The organism is Pseudomonas sp. RC10 (genome assembly GCF_038397775.1).
Classification (GTDB): Bacteria; Pseudomonadota; Gammaproteobacteria; order Pseudomonadales; family Pseudomonadaceae; genus Aquipseudomonas; species Aquipseudomonas bambusae.
Window position 1 is genome coordinate 4,896,490 of sequence record NZ_CP151650.1, and the last position, 18,109, is coordinate 4,914,598.

Here is an 18,109-nt window from a genome sequence, read left to right on the forward strand (position 1 = left end):
TTCACAGGCTCCTGTGTGAAGGCTGATGTAAACCGACGTGGCGTTCTTGCGCAGCGGCCAGCAGGTGGCGCAGCGTGTCATAGCCTTTCTTCGCGTACACGTAACTCGGCGCCACCGCCGGGTCCTGCTCGGCTTCGACTACCAGCCAGCCTTCGTAGCGGGCGTCGATCAGTACGTCGAGCAGTGCGGCAAAATCGATGTCGCCATCCCCGGGCACAGTGAAAGTGCCGTTAACGATGCAGTCCGGAAAGCTCCACAGGTTGTTGCGCGCCAGTTGCACCACCGGTTTGCGCACGTCCTTGAAGTGCACGTGGCAGACCCGATCGATGTGCTTGCGCAGCACCTGCAATGGCTCGCCGCCGCCCATGTAGCAATGCCCCGAATCGAACAGCAGGCCGACTTCGCTGCCTGTCAACGCCATCAACTTATCGATGTCGTCAGGGGATTCGACGTAAGCCCCCATGTGGTGGTGATAGGCCAGACGCACACCCTGGGACAGGGTAAAGCGCGCCAGCTCGGTGAGTTTGTCAGCGTATTCCTGCCAGGCGCTGTCGCTGTGAAAACGCGGACGCTCGACCAGACGAATGCGCGAACCCTGAATCGAGTCGGCGACTTCGCCGTACACCAGCACCTTGGCGCCGTTGTGTTTCAGCAGCTCGACGTGACCCGCGATAGCTTCGATTTCTTCGGCCACCGAGCGGCTGGCCAGACGGCTGGAATACCAGCCCGAGACCAGCGCCAAGTCATAGGGTTTGAGCACGTCGGCGACGCCTTGGGCGTCCTTGGGAAACTTGCCGTTGAGTTCGAAGCCTTCGTAGCCGATCTCCTTGCCTTCGCTGAGCGCGGTGGTCAGCGGGGTTTCGCCGCCCAGTGCGGGCAGGTCGTCGTTGCTCCAGGAAATCGGGTTGATGCCAATTCGGATTGCGGAAGCGGGCATGGCTGCACCTTTATTGTTTTTGTCGCCTTGAAAAGTGTTCACAGCGTTGATCGACTCAGGCTCGCGCCTCGCGCCAGGATTCAATCAGGAAGCCGAAGGTGCTTTGCACACGGCTGATCAGCCCGGCGTCGTCGATCTCCCCTTCCAGCCATGCACGGCTCGGCTCGTGGAAAATCGTGCGGCCCACGGCAAAGCCTCGGCAGGTCGTGCTCTTGCTGGCTTCACGAAAGCCCGCAGCCAGGGTTTCTGCCGGGGCATTCAGGCCCAGCAACACCACGCCACGGCAGTACGGGTCGCGCTCCTGAATCAGCGCATCGAGTTTTTCCCAGGTCTCGGCAGACTGGGTTTCTATCTTCCACCACGCCGGGTAGATGCCGAGGTTGTACAGGCGTTTCAGCGAACGGTAGATCACGTCCGGGTGCGCGCCGGGCAAATCCTTCGGCGGGATGATTTCCAGCAGCAGTTCGTGGCCGCTCGCCTGGGACGCCTGATACAGCCCCATCAACTGCGCTTCCTGCTCCAGACGCAGCATCGGCTCGTCGTCGGGGTGGTACTGCACCAGGCACTTGATGATCTGCTCTTTCGGCCATGCCACCAGGTTGCTGCCCACCGAACGGCCATGTTCGAACGCCAGCGGGCGCGAACCCTGAACCTCGACGGGACGGGCGATCCACCAGTCGCGACCGCTGGCCGCGTTCAACGAATCCTGGCCGAAACGTTGGTCCGCCAGCAGACCAACGTCCGCCTCGATCCCGCGCTTTTTCAGGTCGGCTTCGACCCGCTCCACCGCCTGAATGAACAACTGCTTGAGCTGGCCGATGCAGGCCAGATCGCGCCCGGCTTTTTGCGCGAGTTCAACCAATTGCCCGCGATGATCGAAGGCGAAGATAAACAGCTGCTTCCATTCCTTGCGCGGCACGCTGACCTGATGCAGGCGTTGCAGCACCTGATCCTGATCGGGTCGGGTGATCGGCACCGGGCTGTTGAACAGGTATTCCAGTTCGACCAGCGTCGGCATCGCCGGGGCGCAGGCGTGACGGGAAACGACCAGTCCACCGCAGGCATTGGCCAACTGGCAGCAGCGTTCGTCGCTCTCGTCGTTGAGCCAACCCTTGAGGAAGCCCGACATGAACGCATCGCCCGCACCCAGTACGTTCAGCACCTCGACGCGCACGCCGGGGTAGATCGCGCCGTCTTCAAGGCGCGAAGGAATGGCGCCGTGAATCACCGTGCAGCCTTGCGGGCCGAGCTTGACCACCAACGCGGCGGCGGTCAGCTCGCGGACGTTGCGCAAGGCGGCAAGCAGGTCAGTCGAGCCGCCCGCGATGAGGAATTCTTCTTCAGTGCCGACGATCAGGTCGAAGCGCGGCAGGATGCGTTGCACGTGCTGGCTGACGCTTTGGTTAGCCACAAAACGGGTCTCGCCGTCGGCCTTGCCGGTCAGGCCCCAGAGGACCGGGCGGTAATCGATGTCGAGGACGCGCTTGACGTTGTGCTTCTCGGCGTAGTCCAGCGCCTGGCTGCTGGCCTTGAACACCTGATCGGTGGAGAAATGCGTGCCGGTGATCAGCAGCGCCTTGCTGGAGGCGATCTGCGCTTCGTCGATGTCTTCGGCGTTCAGCGCCATGTCGGCGCAGTTCTCGCGGTAGAACACCAGCGGGAAGGTTTCGCGGTCCTTGATGCCCAGCAGGACCATGGCGGTCAGGCGCTCGGCATCGACCTTGATGCCGCTGACGTCGCAGCCTTCGCGGGCGAGGGACTCGGTGAGAAAACGGCCCATGTGGTCGTTGCCGACGCGGGTCAACATGGCCGACTTTACGCCCAGTCGCGCCGTGCCGAAGGCGATGTTGGCGGACGAACCACCGAGGTATTTGGCGAAACTGCTGACGTCTTCGAGACGCGCACCAATCTGCTGCGCGTAAAGGTCGACCCCCAGACGTCCAAGGCATACCACGTCCAACGAACGTCCACTGGCAAAACGAGTCTGGCCCATGCTGGCTCCTTTTATTTTTATAAGCCCGGCTTCAACGAAGCGCTGTATGTGGAATGCAGACTAGAACGCTCTCCCGTCAGGATCAATGATTTTTTCTAAATTATTTTCATGTGGAATATTTTTTCCAATTTGCGCAAACGGTGGCAGATCGTGCTAAACAGGAGCGACCGGAACATGAGCCACGGTAAACTCCGCCGTCGGTTTGCCATGCACCCACACCGTGGGAGCGAATTTATTCGCGATGCGATGTTCCGGCCGACACATAATTAGCGCCTGAGCAGGCCCTTCGCGAATGAATTCGCTCCCACAGAAACCTGCTAAACCGGCCATTCGCGTTTCACATGAACGAGTCAGAGGATTCATCCGTATGCCCAGCCCCGATCAGCCGACCTTGCCCGAGACCGACGACGCCACGCCGTCGCAGATCAGCGCGCCGGAGACCGCCGACGCCCTGCTCAAGCTGATCACTGCGGAATACGAAAGCCTGCCCCGCCAGCTCAAGCGCATCGCCAGTTACATGAGCCAGCAGAGCGACCGGATCATGGTCGATCGCATCAGCGACATCGCGCGGGAATGCGAAGTGCATCCTTCCGCCATCGTTCGTTTCTCCCAGCGTTTCGGCTTCAGCGGCTTCAGCGAGATGCAGGCGCTGTTCCGCGAGGCGTACACCCACAAAGCCACGCCGGTGCAGAATTACCAGCAACGCATCCGCAGCATGATCGCCAACAAATCTCAGAAAGCCAGCGGCGGCGATCTGGCGCGAGAATGCGTGAACGCGACGCTTTCGGGGCTGGAACGGCTGGCGCTGGAACTGGACGACGAAGCCTTCGAGAAGGCGGTGGACCTGGTGGTCAACGCCGACAACATCTACGTGGTCGGCGTACGACGGTCCTTCGCGGTGGCGGATTATCTGGTCTACAACCTGCAACACACCAACAAGCGCATTCACCTGATCTCGGGCCTTGGCGGCAGCTATCGCGAGCAGATGCGCAGCGTGCGGGCGAACGATCTGGTGATCGCCATCAGCTTCACGCCGTATGGCAAGGAGACGCAGCATTGCCTGCGGATTGCGCAGCATCATCAGGCCAAGACGTTGATCATTACCGACAGCAACCTGTCGCCGCTGGCCAAGCGGGCGAATTCGGTGTTGTTGGTGAATGAGGGGAGTTCGTTTGCGTTCCGGTCGTTGAGTGCGACGTTGTGTTTGTGTCAGGCGCTTTTTATCGCGGTGGCGTACCGGTTGGAGTTGAAGGTGGATGAGATGTCGGAGCAGGTGGGGTTTGAGGATTAGGTTTTTGGGTTTGGGTTTGGGTTCTGTGTGAATATCCATTGCTGCGGTCACGGCTACTTAGGGTTCCGCCCTTACGGCGGGTCACTTTTTCCAAGAGCCGAAAAAGTAACCAAAAAGGCCCTGCTCCTGGTTTGGCCCTGACTTCGTCAGGGTCCCTCACTCCGGCGACGCTTCGTGGGCCCGCCGCGAAGGGCCATCCATGGCCCAGCGCGGCTCTCGCGGCATCCATGCCGCTCGACCCACTCCGCGCCGCCTGCGTTCGGCCTGCACCCAAGTCGCGTTCGGCGGTGTCTGGAATTTTTCGGTACAAGATCAAAAGCCAAAGCCAAAGCCAAAGCCAAAGCCAAGCGACGCCTCTGGCTCTTTTAGGTTTAGCGCAAACCTGTGCCGCTCCGCCATTCCCCTGTGGGAGCGAATTCATTCGCGAGGGGTCGGTACATCCGACACATCTCCATCGCCTGAGCGCCTTTTCGCGAATGAATTCGCTCCCACAGTTAAGACCCGTGTACGGATTGAAGCTTTGCGCAGGTCATTACACCGCGAAGAGCGTTAGCTCCAGCCAGAAAAGCTTTTTACCGCGACAGTCCAGACACCGCGAAACGCGACTTGGGTGCAGGCTGAACGCAGGCGACGCGGAGTGGGTCGAGCGGCATGGATGCCGCGAGAGCGCCGCAAGGACATGGATGTCCGTTCGGCGCGGGCCCACGGAGCGTCGCCGGAGTGAGGGAACCCTGACGCAGTCAGGGCCAAACTAGGAGCAGGCACCCTTGGTTACTTGGGGTGCTTTTCCAAGTAACTCGCCGAAGGCGAAACGCTTCTGCCGTTAGGCAGAACCCGCCGTAAGGGCGGAACCGTAATCAGCCATTACCGCAGCATCGGATCTACACACCACTCAAAAATCCTGTACAAACCCGACGAGCTGTACAACACAAACTGTAGCTTTTTGATATCACGTTTGTGATGATCTCTGCACTGCAAAAGGAAACCGCAGCTGAGCATTGACCCATGCTCCATGGCCAAGGAAAGGAGCCCCTCGTTGTTCCATTTGCCTGAGCCGCCATCATGTTTTTCGACTCGTCCAAGAACAAGACCATCCAGGACCTGCAACTGACCGTCGCTCACCAGGCCAGTCTGCTGGAAGCCATCAGCCGCTCCATGGCAAGCATCGAATTCGACCTCAATGGCGTCGTGCTCAGTGCCAACGACAACTTCTACAAAGCGATGCGCTATCGCCCCGAGCAGGTGATCGGCAAAGAACACCGCATGTTCTGCACCCCCGACTACGCCCGCAGCGCGGAATATAGCCAGCTGTGGTCACGCCTGCGCAGTGGTGAATTCGTCTCGGCGACGTTCCAGCGTGTGGCGGGAGACGGCAGCACGGTGTGGCTGGAAGCCAGTTACAACCCGGTGCGTGACGCCAGCGGCAAGGTGGTGAAGGTCGTCAAATATGCGATGGACGTGACTGCACGCATACAGGCCGAAAACGAATCCCGCAACAAACTGCAAGCCATTGACCGCGCCATGGCGGTGATCGAATTCGATCTGGACGGGCGCATTCTGTCGGCCAACGACAACCTGCTGCGCCTCATGGGCTACAGCCGTCAGGAGTTGATCGGGAAGAACCACAAGCAGCTCTGCCCTCCGGACCTGGTCAACAGTTCCGAGTATCAGGACTTCTGGCGCCGGCTGAATAAGGGCGAGTTTTTCAGCGATCAGTTTAAGCGCGTCGGCAAGCACGGCCAGACCCTGTGGCTCGAAGCTTCGTACAACCCGCTGTACGACGCCAGCGGCAAGTTGTGCAAGATCGTCAAGTTTGCCTCGGACGTCACGGCGCGCATTGAGAAGCACGAACAGGACGCCCACAGTGCCGCGCAGGCCTATCACATTTCGGTCCAGACCCAGAAAGTCGCCGAGCAAGGCACGCAGGTGATCCAGCAGGCGGCCGGGGAAATGCGCCAGATCTCACAAAACATCGAGGACTCGTCGCGGATTATCGGCCAGTTGGGCGAACGCTCCGAGCAGATCACGGCCATCGTCAACACCATCCACAGCATCGCCGATCAGACCAACCTCCTCGCGTTGAACGCCGCCATTGAAGCGGCGCGGGCCGGTGATCAGGGCCGTGGATTTGCGGTCGTGGCCGATGAAGTGCGGCAACTGGCGGGGCGCACCAGTCGTTCGACGCAGGAGATTTCGGAGATGATCCAGTTGATTCAGACCGAAACCCGACAGGCCATCGTCAGCATGGACAACACCCGCAGCAATGCTGCCAAGGGCGTGGACCTGGCGGATCAGGCGGGGTCGGCCATCGTGCAGATCAGCAATGGGACGAATGAAGCGGTGGATGCAGTGAGGATGTTTGCGGGGCGGGATTGATCGCGAAACTTCAGGGCTGACTCGGTCTATTGTGGGAGCCGGCTTGCTGGCGAAAGCGGAGTGTCAGTCACCTCATCCTTGACTGGCCCGCCGCTTTCGCCAGCAAGCCGGCTTGTATGTTTAGACTTGATGGGGTGGGAGGGACGGAAAGCCGAATCTGACTCTAGCCAGTACAGACCGTTGGGAGACTTCCAGCCCCACCCTGTCACCTACAAGCGCCGATATGGAATGCATCGGCCTGGACCGACGATAGAAGCAAGCCAGCGCTTACGGTGAACCCCCAGCAAGCTCTTCAACCCTAACTCGGAGGGTGTGACATGGCAATCCTTGATGCAGCGGCGATTGTGGGTGTCGATGTGGCGATGGCGGAACTTGTCACCGCTCAGCGTGGTGTGGATAAAACTCATTGTTTGGTCAATGAGCGAACTTCGATTCACCACTGGCTCAAGACATTGCCTCAAGGCAGTGCCATCGCCCTCGAGGCGACCAATACCTACCATCTGGACCTAGTGGAAATGGCCCATGACATGGGGCACCTGGTGTTTGTCGTCGATGCGGCACGCGTAAGCAAATATCGAGAAAGTCTGGGCAAGCGCGCCAAAACAGATGCGTGCGATGCACATCTGCTGGCTCGCTATCTGGAAAAGGAAGGTGACGAGCTGCGTCAGTGGAGCCCGCCACCCCAGTTGCACACCCAGCTCAAGCATCTGCTGCATCGCAGGGCCTCGCTGGTCAATAGCCAGACGTCACTGCGCCAAGGCTGGAAGGATGAAAAAGACCTCAGGAAGGGGTTCGAGAAGTTGATGCGTCGCTTCAGCCATCTGATCAAAGATATCGAGAAACAGCTCAAGCAAGTGCTGATCAAGTCCGGTGAAATGGATCAGGTCAAACGTTGCCAGGGCATCGAAGGCGTCGGGTTCCTGACCGCCACAGCGCTGTTTGCGGCATTCCTTCGAGGCGAATTCAAAAACGTAGATGCGTACATCGCCTATCTGGGGCTGGATTTGCGGGTGTCGGATTCCGGGAACAAATCCGGTCGCCGCCGGCTAAGCAAGAAAGGCGACCCCGAGGTACGCCGGCTAGGCTACAACGCTTCAATGGCCGCCTGCCGATCGGCGACATGGAAACCGTATTACGAGAAGAAAATAGGCGAGGGGAAAGCCAGAACTGAAGCGTTGACGATATTGAGCAGGAAGCTCGCAGGGGTGGCCTTCTCGCTGATGAAGAAACGGGAAGAGTACGACTCTACGAAACGTTTGGGGGTTGCCCCCCAAACATAGAATCTCCCACAGTTCTAACCGCAGCGTCCCAGACGTATCGCATCAACCCGCCCTGCGCGCCTCGTTCTTGCTGCGCATCGCCTTGGCGCGCTTTTCCAGCACCAGGTACACGACAAGCGCCAGCATCAACGGAATCAGGAAGTAGATCACCCGATACCCGATCAGCGCGGCCAGCAGTTGCCCTTTGCTGAACTGGTGCTGCATCAGGGTGATGAACACCGTCTCCAGCACTCCGAGCCCCGCCGGGATATGGGCGATGACCCCGGCGATGCTGCTGATCAGCAGAATCCCCAGCACGGCCGGGTAGAAGGCTTTTTCCGGCAGCAAAATGTAAATCAGCAGCGCCATCAGCCCCCAATTCAACGCGCCTAACAGCGCCTGTCGCAACGCCTGATTCAGCGACGGCAGCACCAGTTGTTGCTTGCGAATGGTGAAGGTGCGCTTCCTGGAAAACCGGCACGCGGTGAAATAACCGAAGCACACCACCAGCAATACACAGCCGATCAGCTGCAGCGTGGTGTCGCCGATTTTCCAGCCGTCGGGCAGGTCGATGAAACCGCCCGCGAAGACGAACCCCGCCAGCAGCATGTAGCCCAGCCAGTTCGTGATCAGGCTCAGGCTGAGAATCCGGGTGATCGTCGGCACGTCCAGCCCCAATCGTGAATACAGACGATAGCGCAAGGCGATCCCGCCGACCCACGAGCTCAGGTTGAGGTTGAACGCATAGCAGACGAAAGTTACCGGCACGATCTGCGCCACCGACAGTTTGTGCTCGGTGTAGCGCCGGGCGAGTACGTCGAAGCCGCAATAGGTCAGGTAACTCCCCGTCGCCACCAGAAACCCCAACGCCAGGGTGCTGAGCTTGTACGACTCCAGCGCGTGGGCGACTTCGTTCCAGTCCAGGTTCTTCATCAACAGGAACAGCATCACCGGCACGGCGATGAAGAAGAACAGCGTGAACCCGCGCTTGGCCCACGTCAGCCACGCCTTGTGTTTCCCAGCTGCCGCTGGCTTCTCGGCATGGGTCGATGCTTGCGTTACCCCGCTCATGACAATTTCTCCTGATCAGGCGACAGCTCGCCTTTGAGCACTTCGGCTTCGGGCAAGGCATCCGGCGCGCGCACCGGTTTCAGGCGCGGCCCGTGGACCGGGAACAAGCCGGCGATGGCCGGAAAGTGCCGCAGAAAGTGAAAACTGAAGAAGATCATCGGCGCCCGCCACCACTGCCCTTTCGCCAGGCCCTTGAGGTTGGCCTGCTTGCTGTGAGTCGCCGCCAGTTCCTGCAAGTGTTCGTGCAGTTGGTGATTGAGCGCGGGATCGCGGATGAACAGGTTGGCTTCCAGATTCAGGGCCAGGCTCAGCGGGTCGAGGTTGCTGGAGCCGACGGTGGACCACTCCTGATCGATCAGCGCGACCTTGCCGTGCAGCGCCCGCTGTTTGTATTCGTGAATCACCACACCTTCACGCAGCAGCCAGGTGTAGGTCAGGCGCGAACACATGCGCACGAACGGCATGTCCGGCTGGCCTTGCAGCACCAGCGTGACCTTCACGCCGCGCCGGGCCGCGTTGCGCAGTTCGCGCAGAAACCGATAGCTGGGGAAGAAATACGCGTTGGCGATGGTGATGCGCTGGGTCGCACTGCGCATGGCCAGCAGGTATTGCTCTTCGATGTCCGTGGTGTGGCGCGCGTTGTCCCGTTCAGCCATCAACATCCGTGCGCTGCCCGCCCGACGCGTCACCACCTTCAGCGGGGTGAAGGTTTTGCGCACGACAGGGCCGAGCATGTTCAGGGTCGAGCGATAGATGTCGGCGACGATAGGGCCGCGCACCAATACGGCGTAATCCTGCTTGGCGGTGATGCCGGTGTCGGCCATGTGATCGACGCTGTAATTGATACCGCCCATGAACGCCAGTTCGGCGTCGATCACCACCACCTTGCGGTGCAGGCGACGAAACAGATTGGTGCGCATGCCCATGAGTTTCGGGCGCGGGTCGAACAGCTGGATTTGCACGCCTGCCGAGATCATCGCCTGGACGAACGCCGTGCTCAGATCGCTGGTGCCGTAGTCATCGACGGTGATCACCACCCGCACGCCTCGACTGGCCGCTTCGATCACCGCCTGCTGCAAGCCCTCGCCCACCCGGTCTTCGAAGATGATGAAGGTCTCGATCAGCACCTCTTTCTGCGCGGCACGAATGCACTCGAAAACCCGGCCGAAAAAGTCTTCGCCGTTGATCAACAACTCGGCAGAGTTACCGTCCTGCCACACACCACATCGGTCACTGAATGGCTTCACAACGTCACCTCCACCGCCAGCGGCGCGTGATCGGAAAGGTGCGACCAGGGCCGATTCGACAGCACCCTGGGCGCGCGAATCTGCGCATTGCGCACGTAAATGCGGTCCAGCCGCAGCAGCGGAAAACGCGCCGGAAAACTTTTCGCCGGGGCGCCGAACGATTCGACGAACACTTCGCGCAGTCCGGTCGGGAGCAGCGCGGCATCGGCCTTTTGTCGCCAGTCGTTGAAGTCGCCGGCGATGATCACGGGGTCGTCTGGCGGCAGCCGTGTCACCAGATCGGCCAGCAGTTTGAGTTGCTGCTGTCGGTGCCCTTCCTTGAGGCCCAAGTGCACGCAAATTGCGTGGACTTCGCCGAAACGCGGAACGTCCAGCACGCAATGCAGCAGGCCGCGCTCTTCGGTGCCGAGGATCGATATGTCGAGGTTTTCGTGGCGGATGATCGGGTATTTCGACAGCAGCGCATTGCCGTGATGGCCGTGGGGATAGACCGCGTTGCGCCCGTAGGCGAAGTCGTTCCACATGCTGTCGGCGAGGAATTCATACTGCGAGGTGGTCGGCCAGTTCTTGACCTTCTGCGCGTGGTTTTGCTGCTCGCCGTGGACTTCCTGCAGGAACACCACGTCCGCCGACACGCTGCGCACGGCATCCCGCAACTCGGGCAGGATGAAGCGGCGATTGAGAAAGCCAAAGCCCATGTGCATGTTCATGGTCAGCACGTTCAACGTGATCTCGGCCGACGCGGCCTGGCGTCGGCTGGCGATGTCTTCAGGGGTCAGGGCGCGGGTCAAAACGTCACTCCTTGCAGATCGCCGGGGGCGACTTCCAGATCGGCGGTCAGCTCGAAACGTTCCAGCAAACTGCGGGCGTCATAGGGCGCGCGCACTTTGATGTCGTTATCGAAGTAGCAATAAATATCCCGAGACTTGCGTGCCCGAGGGGCCTTGGTTTCGGCGAGGTGCGCGTCCTTGGGTTGCGAGCCGTGCTGCCACAGGTCGATCCGGTCGCCCCAGCGTTTCAGTGCCTTGGGGGTGTAGCCGCTGGCGTACAGCTGTTTGTCCCCGTGCAGCCTCAGGTAGACGAAATCGCAGGTCAGGTCTTCCAGATAGGGCCACTTGCCTGCGGTATCGGCGACCACCAGCGCCACTTTGTAGGTGCGCAGGAGCTTGATGAATTCAGGGACAGCGAAGCTTTCATGGCGGATTTCCACGGCGTGGCGCAGGCGGGCTTTGGCGGGGATGACGAGGTAACCGGGCTTCTCCATCCGCGCGGCACAGCCTTTGGCACAGGCCTTGGCGGCCTTTCCATCGTGGGGCAACTGCTTGAGGAAGGCTTCGAATTTCTCGGCGTCGAATTTGAAACTGGGTGGGAATTGCCAGAGGATCGGGCCGAGTTTTTCCTTGAGCTGGAAAATGCCCGAGGCAAAGAAGTTAGCAAGCGCTTCGTCGATGTCGTTCAGGCGTTTGACGTGGGTGATGTAACGCGGCGCCTTGAGGCTGAACACAAAGCCCTTGGGAGCGTCGGCGTACCAGCGGGCATAGAGGTCCGGCGACTGCAGAGAGTAGAACGAGCCATTGATTTCAATGCTGTTCACCGCTCTGGAGGCGAATTTGAGTTCGTTTTTCTGGGCCAGACCTACCGGGTAGAAATCCCCACGCCACGGCACATAGCGCCAGCCCGATATGCCGATGCGGATATCGCTCATGCAAGTGCTCTCTGTGCTCGACCTCACGGCGGGTGCCGCGACGGCTCTGAACAAGAGATATGAAGCTTGAGAACGGGGCAGGTTCCGTGGTTTTTGTATCAGCTAGGCCGGTTCGCACATCACGGGTGCCCTGGCACCGCCTCCGCCCGATGAGCGGAGGAACGGGCATGCCTTCTCCTTCGGCCTTCGGGCAGAAGCAGAAGGCGTCGGCCTCCAAGACTGTCAGCGCTTCAAACTGCCCCTACCGCCCGCTTCGCCTTTTCCTTGGCCCCGCAGACGTTCATCTGGCACCACCGCCGACGCCCGTTTTTGGAGGTATCCAGAAACAGCCAGTCACAATCCGGGGTCGCGCACACTTTCAATCGCGCCAGATCCGGCGACGTCAATAATCCCGCCGCCTGCACCGCCAGACGCCCGGTAAAGCCCGCGACCATGTCATCCAGGGTTTCGAGCCCACGCCAGCGCCAAAGCACGCCCATCGGCGTTGACACCAGCGTCCGTTGCGCCGCTGTCTCGACCAGCATGGCATTCAGGGTCTCCAGCGCCGAGACATCCGCCGCGCGCCCCAACGCCAAGCCGAGGAACAAGCGATACAGCGACTCGCGGACCGCGATCAGGCCCTTGAAGGCGGTGACCGTATGCCAGGACGACTCCCCCACCACCTCCAGCAATCGCTGATGCTCATCCGGCTCGATCAGACCCGCGTGCCTGAACCAGTGCACGATGTCTTCGAGGTTCGACAGTTTGTCTACCACCTCCGTCAATGAGCTGCCAGGGCGCCGACCGTCGCAACTGTTCAGGTAGTCGAGCACACTCACGCCGCCGACCAACCGGATGGCGTTGATTTTCAACTGACCGATGGACATCGCCCGCCCCTGCCATTGATTGAGCAATCAATAATGGCAGAGATGGCCGCAGTCGCTGACTTTTCTGACGGCCGTGACAGCAACGTCGCGCGTACGCCCGTTTTCGGGCGTCGAGACCCGGAGGGCTATAAACCGGAGGCTACAGCCCTTTCAGGCGCCCCTAACCACTCATCAATCACAGCCGCCGCTTCGCACACCCCAAGCTGGTCGCTGCGAATGTGCACCTCTGGCCACACCGGCGCCTCGTACGCCGAATCGATCCCCGTAAAGCCACGAATCTCACCCTGCCTCGCCCGTCGGTACAGGCCTTTTGGGTCACGTGCCTCTGCCACCGCCAACGGCACATCGACGAACACCTCGACGAAACGTTCGTTGCCGATGATCGAACGGGCGTGATGCCGAGACGCGCGGGAAGGCGAAATCAGCGCCACCAACACCGTCAGCCCTGCATCTGCCATCAGCGCCGCGACTTCCGCGACCCGACGCACGTTTTCCTCCCGATCAAGGTCGGAAAAACCCAAGTCCCGACACAGCCCTGTGCGTACGCTATCGCCATCGAGAATGCAGGTGTTTAACCCGCGCGCCCGCAAGATCGGATTCAGATGGTCAGCCAGGGTGGATTTCCCCGCCGCCGACAGCCCGGTGAACCAGATCACACGCGGGCACGAGACGCCCGGGGTGATCGCGAACGAGCGAAACGGATAGGCGACCAAATGCGTGGCCGCAGGGAAAAAATGCTGGGGACTGTTCATGAGCTCGCCTCCCTGGCGTTTCAGGCGATGGCCTGGTGAATGATGAAGTCCGCGTGCATCGGGTCGTAGACCCGCTTGAAATCACCGAAACTTTGCTGGATCGAGAAGCCTGCCGCCCTGAGTTCGCTGCGCAACTGCGCCGGAAGAAGGGGAAACACCCGCAACTGATAGCGGGCGCCGTCGGCGAAGGTGTAGACAAACTCACACAGCGAGTCATGCAGCGCGCCAATGGTGACCTTCGCCGTCTTGCCGCAGTAGTAATACTGGCCGGATGACGTGAAGTGCCCGGCAAGAATGGCCTGAAAGTTTCGTTGATCGATCAGCAACATCCCCCCCGGCTTCAGCAGGCCGCGAAAGCGGCGCAGCGCCTCGATCCGTTGCTCACGGTCGAAGAGATGGCAGAGCGAGCTGCCCAGGCACACCACGGCATCGAATGATCCAAGCCGATGCCTTCGTTGCAGACGATTGAGATCGGCCCAATCGCTCTGGTAGATCGGAATATGAATGTCGAGCCGTCCCAGGTTGGCCCGCGCCTGCTGAACCATGGTCGGGCTGCCGTCGCAGGCTGTGACCTCGAAACAGGCTTTGCGCAACTGGGCGGCGTGATAGCCGCTGCCCGTGGACGCGTCGAACACCCGGCAGGCCCCGGCGGCGAGCAATAGATCGGTGAAAAAATGCCCCTCACCTGCAGCGCGTTTGTCCCAATCGATCAATTCGTCCCAGCGGCTGACGAAATCGGCGTTGTATTGACGGGCGTAATCAGCGTCGGCCGTATCAGCCAACCTGACGGGTGAAGAGGCTTGGTTGAGTAACATGGCTGGCTCCCTGTTGGCGGATTTTATCGGCGAACGCCTGGTATTTACGGCCCAGTTCGCAGGCATGAGCCGCTGCGTCCTGCACCTTCATTTCGTGCGTGAAGTAGCCCAGCATCGTTTCCATGACGTGCATCTGCTCCCGGCCAAACTCGACGGAGCCATCCGCGTGGATGATGTCGATGCCGTCCTGTTGCTGACCGATCTCGTTGAGTTTGATCGCGACCTCACGCTTGAGGCCGTACGGCAGGCCCAGCAAGACACGCCCCATGCCCACCTTCACCGGATAACCGCCCGGCAATCCGTCCGGACCTGGCGCATGAAGATGGGCCTCGGTGTCGGAAAACAGATGTTCGATCACCGAAACCGCCGACATGGCTGTGAGGTATTGCCCGTCGATCCCGCCGAGTCGCCGGAAGGTGTCGCACACGCAGCCGAAAATATCCCGGTTGCGGAAGTAACCGGTGTATTCCTTGTCGCCAATCCAGTACGTCAGGTCGAAACTGGCGTTCGGTGGCAGCCCGCGCCGTGGCACGTAATGGCTGAAATAATGCTGACCCACGAGTTTGATCTTCACTTCCTGCGGCTCGCACCGGGCCAGCCGTGCAATGGCGCTGCGGGTCGCCGGGACGAGGTTGGCAATGTTGCCAATCCCCACTGTTGGCGCCATGCCCACCTTGTACAGCACGGCGTTGACCGCATCGGGAAACGCCGCGTTGACGACCAGACTTTTCGGACACGCATGTTTCACGGCCCGCATCAAGGCGTAGGCCGGTGCAAGGTGCATGGGCAGCCAAGGCCCGAGTTGAGCCTGATCGAGGGCTTCGAACGTGGCCCTCGGCAATTGCGTGATGATCCGCCAGGACTGGAGCGACGCGCAGTTGAGGATGATGTCCGGCCTGATGCGCGCCAGGGTTTCTGCATTGCGCTCGATGTCCGATTCGATGAGGTCCATCTTCCAGCACTGAACGTGCGCCTGCACGTCCAGTTGCAGTGCGGCCAAACGGACCAGATTGCTCAGTCGTGCGACGTTTTCCGGGTCGCGACTGGCGACGTGAAATTCGAACTGATCGCGGGGCACGAGGATTTGCAGAATCTGCAGGCACAGATTCCCGCCACCGACGATAAGCAGCCTTTTTTTGCGTTGCATGATGAATCTCCAGAAGCGATTACGTTGCGCCGGGACTAGCGCGGGTAGGCCCCGTTATCCACTGCGATGACTTTTCCCGTGAGATGGCGGCTGTGATCGGAAAGCAGAAACATGATCACGTCAGCGACCCCTTCGGGCTCGATGGGGTCCTTGAGAACTTCCTGACGCTCGTACTCTTTGCGGCGATGCTCAGGAATGCGGTCGTGAATCGAGGTATTGCGGATCAGCGCGGGCGACACGGCGTTCACCCGAATCCGAGGGGCGAAATTCCAGGCATTGGCTTTCGTCAGCCCGATGACGCCCGCCTTGGTGGCGCCGTACAGCGCATCCATGCTGCCGACTTCACCGGCCACCGAGGTGATGTTGATGATGTTGCGGGTGTGTGGGGCGTTCAGCTCTTGCTGAGCGAAATCTCTGGACAAGTAGACCAGCGACTTGAGGTTGACCTTCCATATTTCGTCGATCTCACGGTCGCTGTATTCGTTGACGCTTTTGCCGTGGTAAATCCCCGCGTTGTTGATCAGGCCGTGCAAGGCGCGGTGGTTGTATACCCCATACAGTCGGCTGATGAACTCCTTGTAAACGGATGGCCGGGAGAAGTCGGCAACGTGGGTTTCCAGTTGATGGACGGCTATTTTGCTCTGCAAATCCCGCAGACCGGCCTTGTCCTTGTCGGCGGCAATCACGTAATACCCCGCCTCCACGCAGGCCTTGGCGGTGGCTTTGCCGATGCCGTTCCCTGCGCCGGTGATGACGATCTTCTTCATGAAGGCTCCTGCTGCACGAACTGGTTCATGCGCTCATAAAACGGTCGGTGAATGCGGTAGTACGCCATCAGGTGCGGGTGGGTCTGGAGGGGGAGATCGTCGAACGTGTCAGGTGAAGCAACGATGCCACTGCTACGCTCAGCGGCCCGGTGCCAGCTACGCCACGCCATCCATTGCGGCGGGCAGGAGGGTTCCCAACTCAGGGCGTGCGGCAGAAATTCCAGCTGCAAGTGATCGCAGAGTTTGCGCACGGTGTGTTCCGGACGTTTCGCCAGATCATCGCCATTGACGACGTAGGGAATTTTTCCGGTGATCTTGGTTACGCGGCAGAAGATGTCGTAGAGCGCACGATGACCGATGGCGTCCATGGGCATCTGCTCGAACATCGCGAAGTGCGACACGATGCTCCGGGCGGTCTCGCGGATGATGAACACGTGCTGCTGTTCCAACAGAAATTCGGCGTCGGCGCCCAACTCGTCCGGGCAGTGGTAGCACATGTCTTTGTGAAACACATGGCGCCGCTGGCGGGTCGAGCGCAGCAGTGCCTTGACGCCCTCATACGTGCGCGGTAATCCGCAGTTCAGATCGTCATGAGGGATGGCGGACCGTTCATCGAAGGCGACTGAGGCGAAGGGTTCGTGAAACACCTCGAAATCCCCCCGTTCGATAAACACCCGCTCCAACGCCGTTGAACGAGAGCGAGGGTGCGCCCAGAGCGCGATCATGCGATTCATGATGCACGCTCCATGGGCAATCGCATCGGGGCGCTGATTGACCGGGCACGAGGGGTGTACCCTGCAGCAATCCCTTTGACGAAAGCGAGCAACGTGTCCTCCCCGTCAGAAGCATATTGGCTCGCCGTGCGGAACGCCGGATGCGCGGCGAACTGCCAGGGCGCGAGATCGCCTTCAAAGTACGCTTGATTGAAATAAGGAATCGCGATGAGTCGTTGCAACACGCGCTTGGGCATCTGCACCCATCCACCCGCCGGGGTAATCGGCTGCTTCTGCAGTTGACGGCGAATCAGGAACGCGATGATCTGCGGGGTCAGGGTGTAGAGGGTCGTATCGGCTCCCGTGCGTTGCAGGTGCCAGCAGTGTTCCCGGCCGCAGGCATCAATGTCGATTTTCAGGCTGCACAGCAGCAGGCGGGCGGGTGTCTGATGACGCCGCATCAAGGCCTGTATGGCTTGATAGACCGCGATTTCCGCCCAGCGTCGGTCCGATGCAGTCAGCCGCAACCGTCGCCGCTCGGCCTGGTGCTCGAACTCGCTTTCAGCGCCGAGTCGACCGATCATGAAGCTGATCACGTACTGCGCGGAATCGGTGTTGACGCCCCGAAGCCTGGCGCGCAGTTGACCCGCGTTAATGGCCTTGAGGCACGCCGCGACTTGAGAGACCGTGAAGCAGAACGTGTTGTTGATGGAACATCCCTGCGCCACCAAATCTTCAATGGCCTGATAGCCCTCCTCACTGCCAGGCACTTTGATCATGACGTTGGGTGCCAGAGCGGCCAATTGCAGCCCTCGTGCGACCATCGCATCAGCGGTCATCCCCTGCGCACCGGGGATCTGCGCGGACAACCAGCCCTGGCGACGACGTGACGCGACCCAAAGCGGCTCCATTGTCGCGGCACCGAGGGTGATCACGTGGTCGTAGAGTTGGCGTGCCTTGTCGGCATCGCTGAAACTGGCCGGTAATCCGGACAGAAAATCACGCCACCGCCGTGGCTCGCTCAAGACAGCCTGAGTTATTAAACAAGGATTGGTAGTTGCGCCACTGATGCCGTTCAAGCCTGTAGCGAGCGCGTCCGGCATCCACTGTTCAATGACGGCGGACATGCTCGGGTATTTCATGAGCAGTGTGTGTTTAAACGCGATGTAT

16 protein-coding genes are annotated in these 18,109 nt (G+C 60.3%); 3 read left to right on the forward strand and 13 right to left on the reverse strand.

Annotation, left to right across the window (positions count from 1 at the left end):
* Window position 1: 1 nt before the first annotated feature.
* The gene (gene iolE, locus AAEO81_RS22310; protein WP_341959059.1) at window positions 2-937 is read right to left on the reverse strand and encodes a myo-inosose-2 dehydratase; all 936 of its coding nucleotides are present in this window, start codon (window positions 935-937) and stop codon (window positions 2-4) included.
* Between the two features lie 55 nt (window positions 938-992).
* Window positions 993-2,930: a 5-dehydro-2-deoxygluconokinase gene (gene iolC, locus AAEO81_RS22315; RefSeq protein ID WP_341959060.1), complete on the reverse strand. Its 1,938-nt coding sequence runs from the start codon at window positions 2,928-2,930 to the stop codon at window positions 993-995.
* Window positions 2,931-3,297: 367 nt separating this feature from the next.
* Here iolC and AAEO81_RS22320 point away from each other — a divergent pair, with 367 nt between their 5' ends.
* The 3 genes from AAEO81_RS22320 to AAEO81_RS22330 all read left to right on the forward strand — a co-directional run bounded on the left by AAEO81_RS22320 (window position 3,298) and on the right by AAEO81_RS22330 (window position 7,877).
* On the forward strand, window positions 3,298-4,221 hold the full coding sequence (locus AAEO81_RS22320) for a MurR/RpiR family transcriptional regulator (protein ID WP_341959061.1): 924 nt from the start codon (window positions 3,298-3,300) through the stop codon (window positions 4,219-4,221).
* A 1,062-nt stretch (window positions 4,222-5,283) separates the two neighbouring features.
* A complete protein-coding gene (locus AAEO81_RS22325) occupies window positions 5,284-6,597 on the forward strand; it encodes a PAS domain-containing methyl-accepting chemotaxis protein (RefSeq protein ID WP_341959063.1) in 1,314 nt (437 codons plus the stop codon).
* Window positions 6,598-6,914: 317 nt separating this feature from the next.
* Window positions 6,915-7,877, forward strand: a complete 963-nt coding sequence (locus AAEO81_RS22330; protein ID WP_341958274.1) for an IS110 family transposase — start codon at window positions 6,915-6,917, stop codon at window positions 7,875-7,877.
* Between the two features lie 42 nt (window positions 7,878-7,919).
* Here AAEO81_RS22330 and AAEO81_RS22335 read toward each other — a convergent pair whose 3' ends face one another.
* From AAEO81_RS22335 to AAEO81_RS22385, 11 genes are all read right to left on the reverse strand, one after another.
* A complete protein-coding gene (locus AAEO81_RS22335) occupies window positions 7,920-8,927 on the reverse strand; it encodes a lysylphosphatidylglycerol synthase domain-containing protein (protein ID WP_341959064.1) in 1,008 nt (335 codons plus the stop codon).
* Complete coding sequence (gene clsB, locus AAEO81_RS22340; RefSeq protein ID WP_341959065.1) at window positions 8,924-10,174, reverse strand: cardiolipin synthase ClsB; 1,251 nt, start codon at window positions 10,172-10,174, stop codon at window positions 8,924-8,926. Before clsB ends, AAEO81_RS22335 begins: the two co-directional genes overlap by 4 nt.
* Window positions 10,171-10,884, reverse strand: a complete 714-nt coding sequence (locus AAEO81_RS22345; RefSeq protein ID WP_341964599.1) for an endonuclease/exonuclease/phosphatase family protein — start codon at window positions 10,882-10,884, stop codon at window positions 10,171-10,173. The genes clsB and AAEO81_RS22345 overlap by 4 nt, the downstream gene beginning before the upstream one ends.
* A 77-nt stretch (window positions 10,885-10,961) precedes the next feature.
* Window positions 10,962-11,879 (reverse strand): DUF72 domain-containing protein, encoded by a 918-nt coding sequence (locus tag AAEO81_RS22350; RefSeq protein ID WP_341959066.1) that lies wholly within the window; start codon window positions 11,877-11,879, stop codon window positions 10,962-10,964.
* A gap of 230 nt (window positions 11,880-12,109) precedes the next feature.
* Window positions 12,110-12,745 (reverse strand): CGNR zinc finger domain-containing protein, encoded by a 636-nt coding sequence (locus AAEO81_RS22355; RefSeq protein WP_341959068.1) that lies wholly within the window; start codon window positions 12,743-12,745, stop codon window positions 12,110-12,112.
* Window positions 12,746-12,870: 125 nt separating this feature from the next.
* Window positions 12,871-13,497, reverse strand: coding sequence for an adenylyl-sulfate kinase (cysC, locus tag AAEO81_RS22360; protein WP_341959069.1), 627 nt, complete (start codon window positions 13,495-13,497; stop codon window positions 12,871-12,873).
* Window positions 13,498-13,517: 20 nt separating this feature from the next.
* Complete coding sequence (locus AAEO81_RS22365) at window positions 13,518-14,312, reverse strand: class I SAM-dependent methyltransferase (protein WP_341959070.1); 795 nt, start codon at window positions 14,310-14,312, stop codon at window positions 13,518-13,520.
* Entirely contained in the window at window positions 14,272-15,459 is a 1,188-nt protein-coding gene (locus tag AAEO81_RS22370; protein ID WP_341959071.1) for a hypothetical protein, read from the reverse strand. The genes AAEO81_RS22365 and AAEO81_RS22370 overlap by 41 nt, the downstream gene beginning before the upstream one ends.
* A gap of 35 nt (window positions 15,460-15,494) precedes the next feature.
* Entirely contained in the window at window positions 15,495-16,226 is a 732-nt protein-coding gene (locus AAEO81_RS22375) for an SDR family oxidoreductase (RefSeq protein ID WP_341959073.1), read from the reverse strand.
* Window positions 16,223-16,960 (reverse strand): sulfotransferase family protein, encoded by a 738-nt coding sequence (locus tag AAEO81_RS22380; protein WP_341959075.1) that lies wholly within the window; start codon window positions 16,958-16,960, stop codon window positions 16,223-16,225. The genes AAEO81_RS22375 and AAEO81_RS22380 overlap by 4 nt, the downstream gene beginning before the upstream one ends.
* Complete coding sequence (locus AAEO81_RS22385; RefSeq protein ID WP_341959076.1) at window positions 16,957-18,066, reverse strand: transaldolase family protein; 1,110 nt, start codon at window positions 18,064-18,066, stop codon at window positions 16,957-16,959. Before AAEO81_RS22385 ends, AAEO81_RS22380 begins: the two co-directional genes overlap by 4 nt.
* Between the last annotated feature and the right edge of the window lie 43 nt (window positions 18,067-18,109).

Excerpts from the sequence above, each read along its gene's own strand:
- iolE (WP_341959059.1), bottom strand. The coding sequence starts at position 937 with ATGCCCGCTTCCGCAATCCGAATTGGCATCAACCCGATTTCCTGGAGC.
- iolC (WP_341959060.1), bottom strand. The coding sequence starts at position 2,930 with ATGGGCCAGACTCGTTTTGCCAGTGGACGTTCGTTGGACGTGGTATGC.
- AAEO81_RS22320 (WP_341959061.1), top strand. The coding sequence starts at position 3,298 with ATGCCCAGCCCCGATCAGCCGACCTTGCCCGAGACCGACGACGCCACG.
- AAEO81_RS22325 (WP_341959063.1), top strand. The coding sequence starts at position 5,284 with ATGTTTTTCGACTCGTCCAAGAACAAGACCATCCAGGACCTGCAACTG.
- AAEO81_RS22330 (WP_341958274.1), top strand. The coding sequence starts at position 6,915 with ATGGCAATCCTTGATGCAGCGGCGATTGTGGGTGTCGATGTGGCGATG.
- AAEO81_RS22335 (WP_341959064.1), bottom strand. The coding sequence starts at position 8,927 with ATGAGCGGGGTAACGCAAGCATCGACCCATGCCGAGAAGCCAGCGGCA.
- AAEO81_RS22345 (WP_341964599.1), bottom strand. The coding sequence starts at position 10,884 with ATGAACATGCACATGGGCTTTGGCTTTCTCAATCGCCGCTTCATCCTG.
- AAEO81_RS22350 (WP_341959066.1), bottom strand. The coding sequence starts at position 11,879 with ATGAGCGATATCCGCATCGGCATATCGGGCTGGCGCTATGTGCCGTGG.
- AAEO81_RS22355 (WP_341959068.1), bottom strand. The coding sequence starts at position 12,745 with ATGTCCATCGGTCAGTTGAAAATCAACGCCATCCGGTTGGTCGGCGGC.
- cysC (WP_341959069.1), bottom strand. The coding sequence starts at position 13,497 with ATGAACAGTCCCCAGCATTTTTTCCCTGCGGCCACGCATTTGGTCGCC.
- AAEO81_RS22365 (WP_341959070.1), bottom strand. The coding sequence starts at position 14,312 with ATGTTACTCAACCAAGCCTCTTCACCCGTCAGGTTGGCTGATACGGCC.
- AAEO81_RS22370 (WP_341959071.1), bottom strand. The coding sequence starts at position 15,459 with ATGCAACGCAAAAAAAGGCTGCTTATCGTCGGTGGCGGGAATCTGTGC.
- AAEO81_RS22375 (WP_341959073.1), bottom strand. The coding sequence starts at position 16,226 with ATGAAGAAGATCGTCATCACCGGCGCAGGGAACGGCATCGGCAAAGCC.
- AAEO81_RS22380 (WP_341959075.1), bottom strand. The coding sequence starts at position 16,960 with ATGAATCGCATGATCGCGCTCTGGGCGCACCCTCGCTCTCGTTCAACG.
- AAEO81_RS22385 (WP_341959076.1), bottom strand. The coding sequence starts at position 18,066 with ATGTCCGCCGTCATTGAACAGTGGATGCCGGACGCGCTCGCTACAGGC.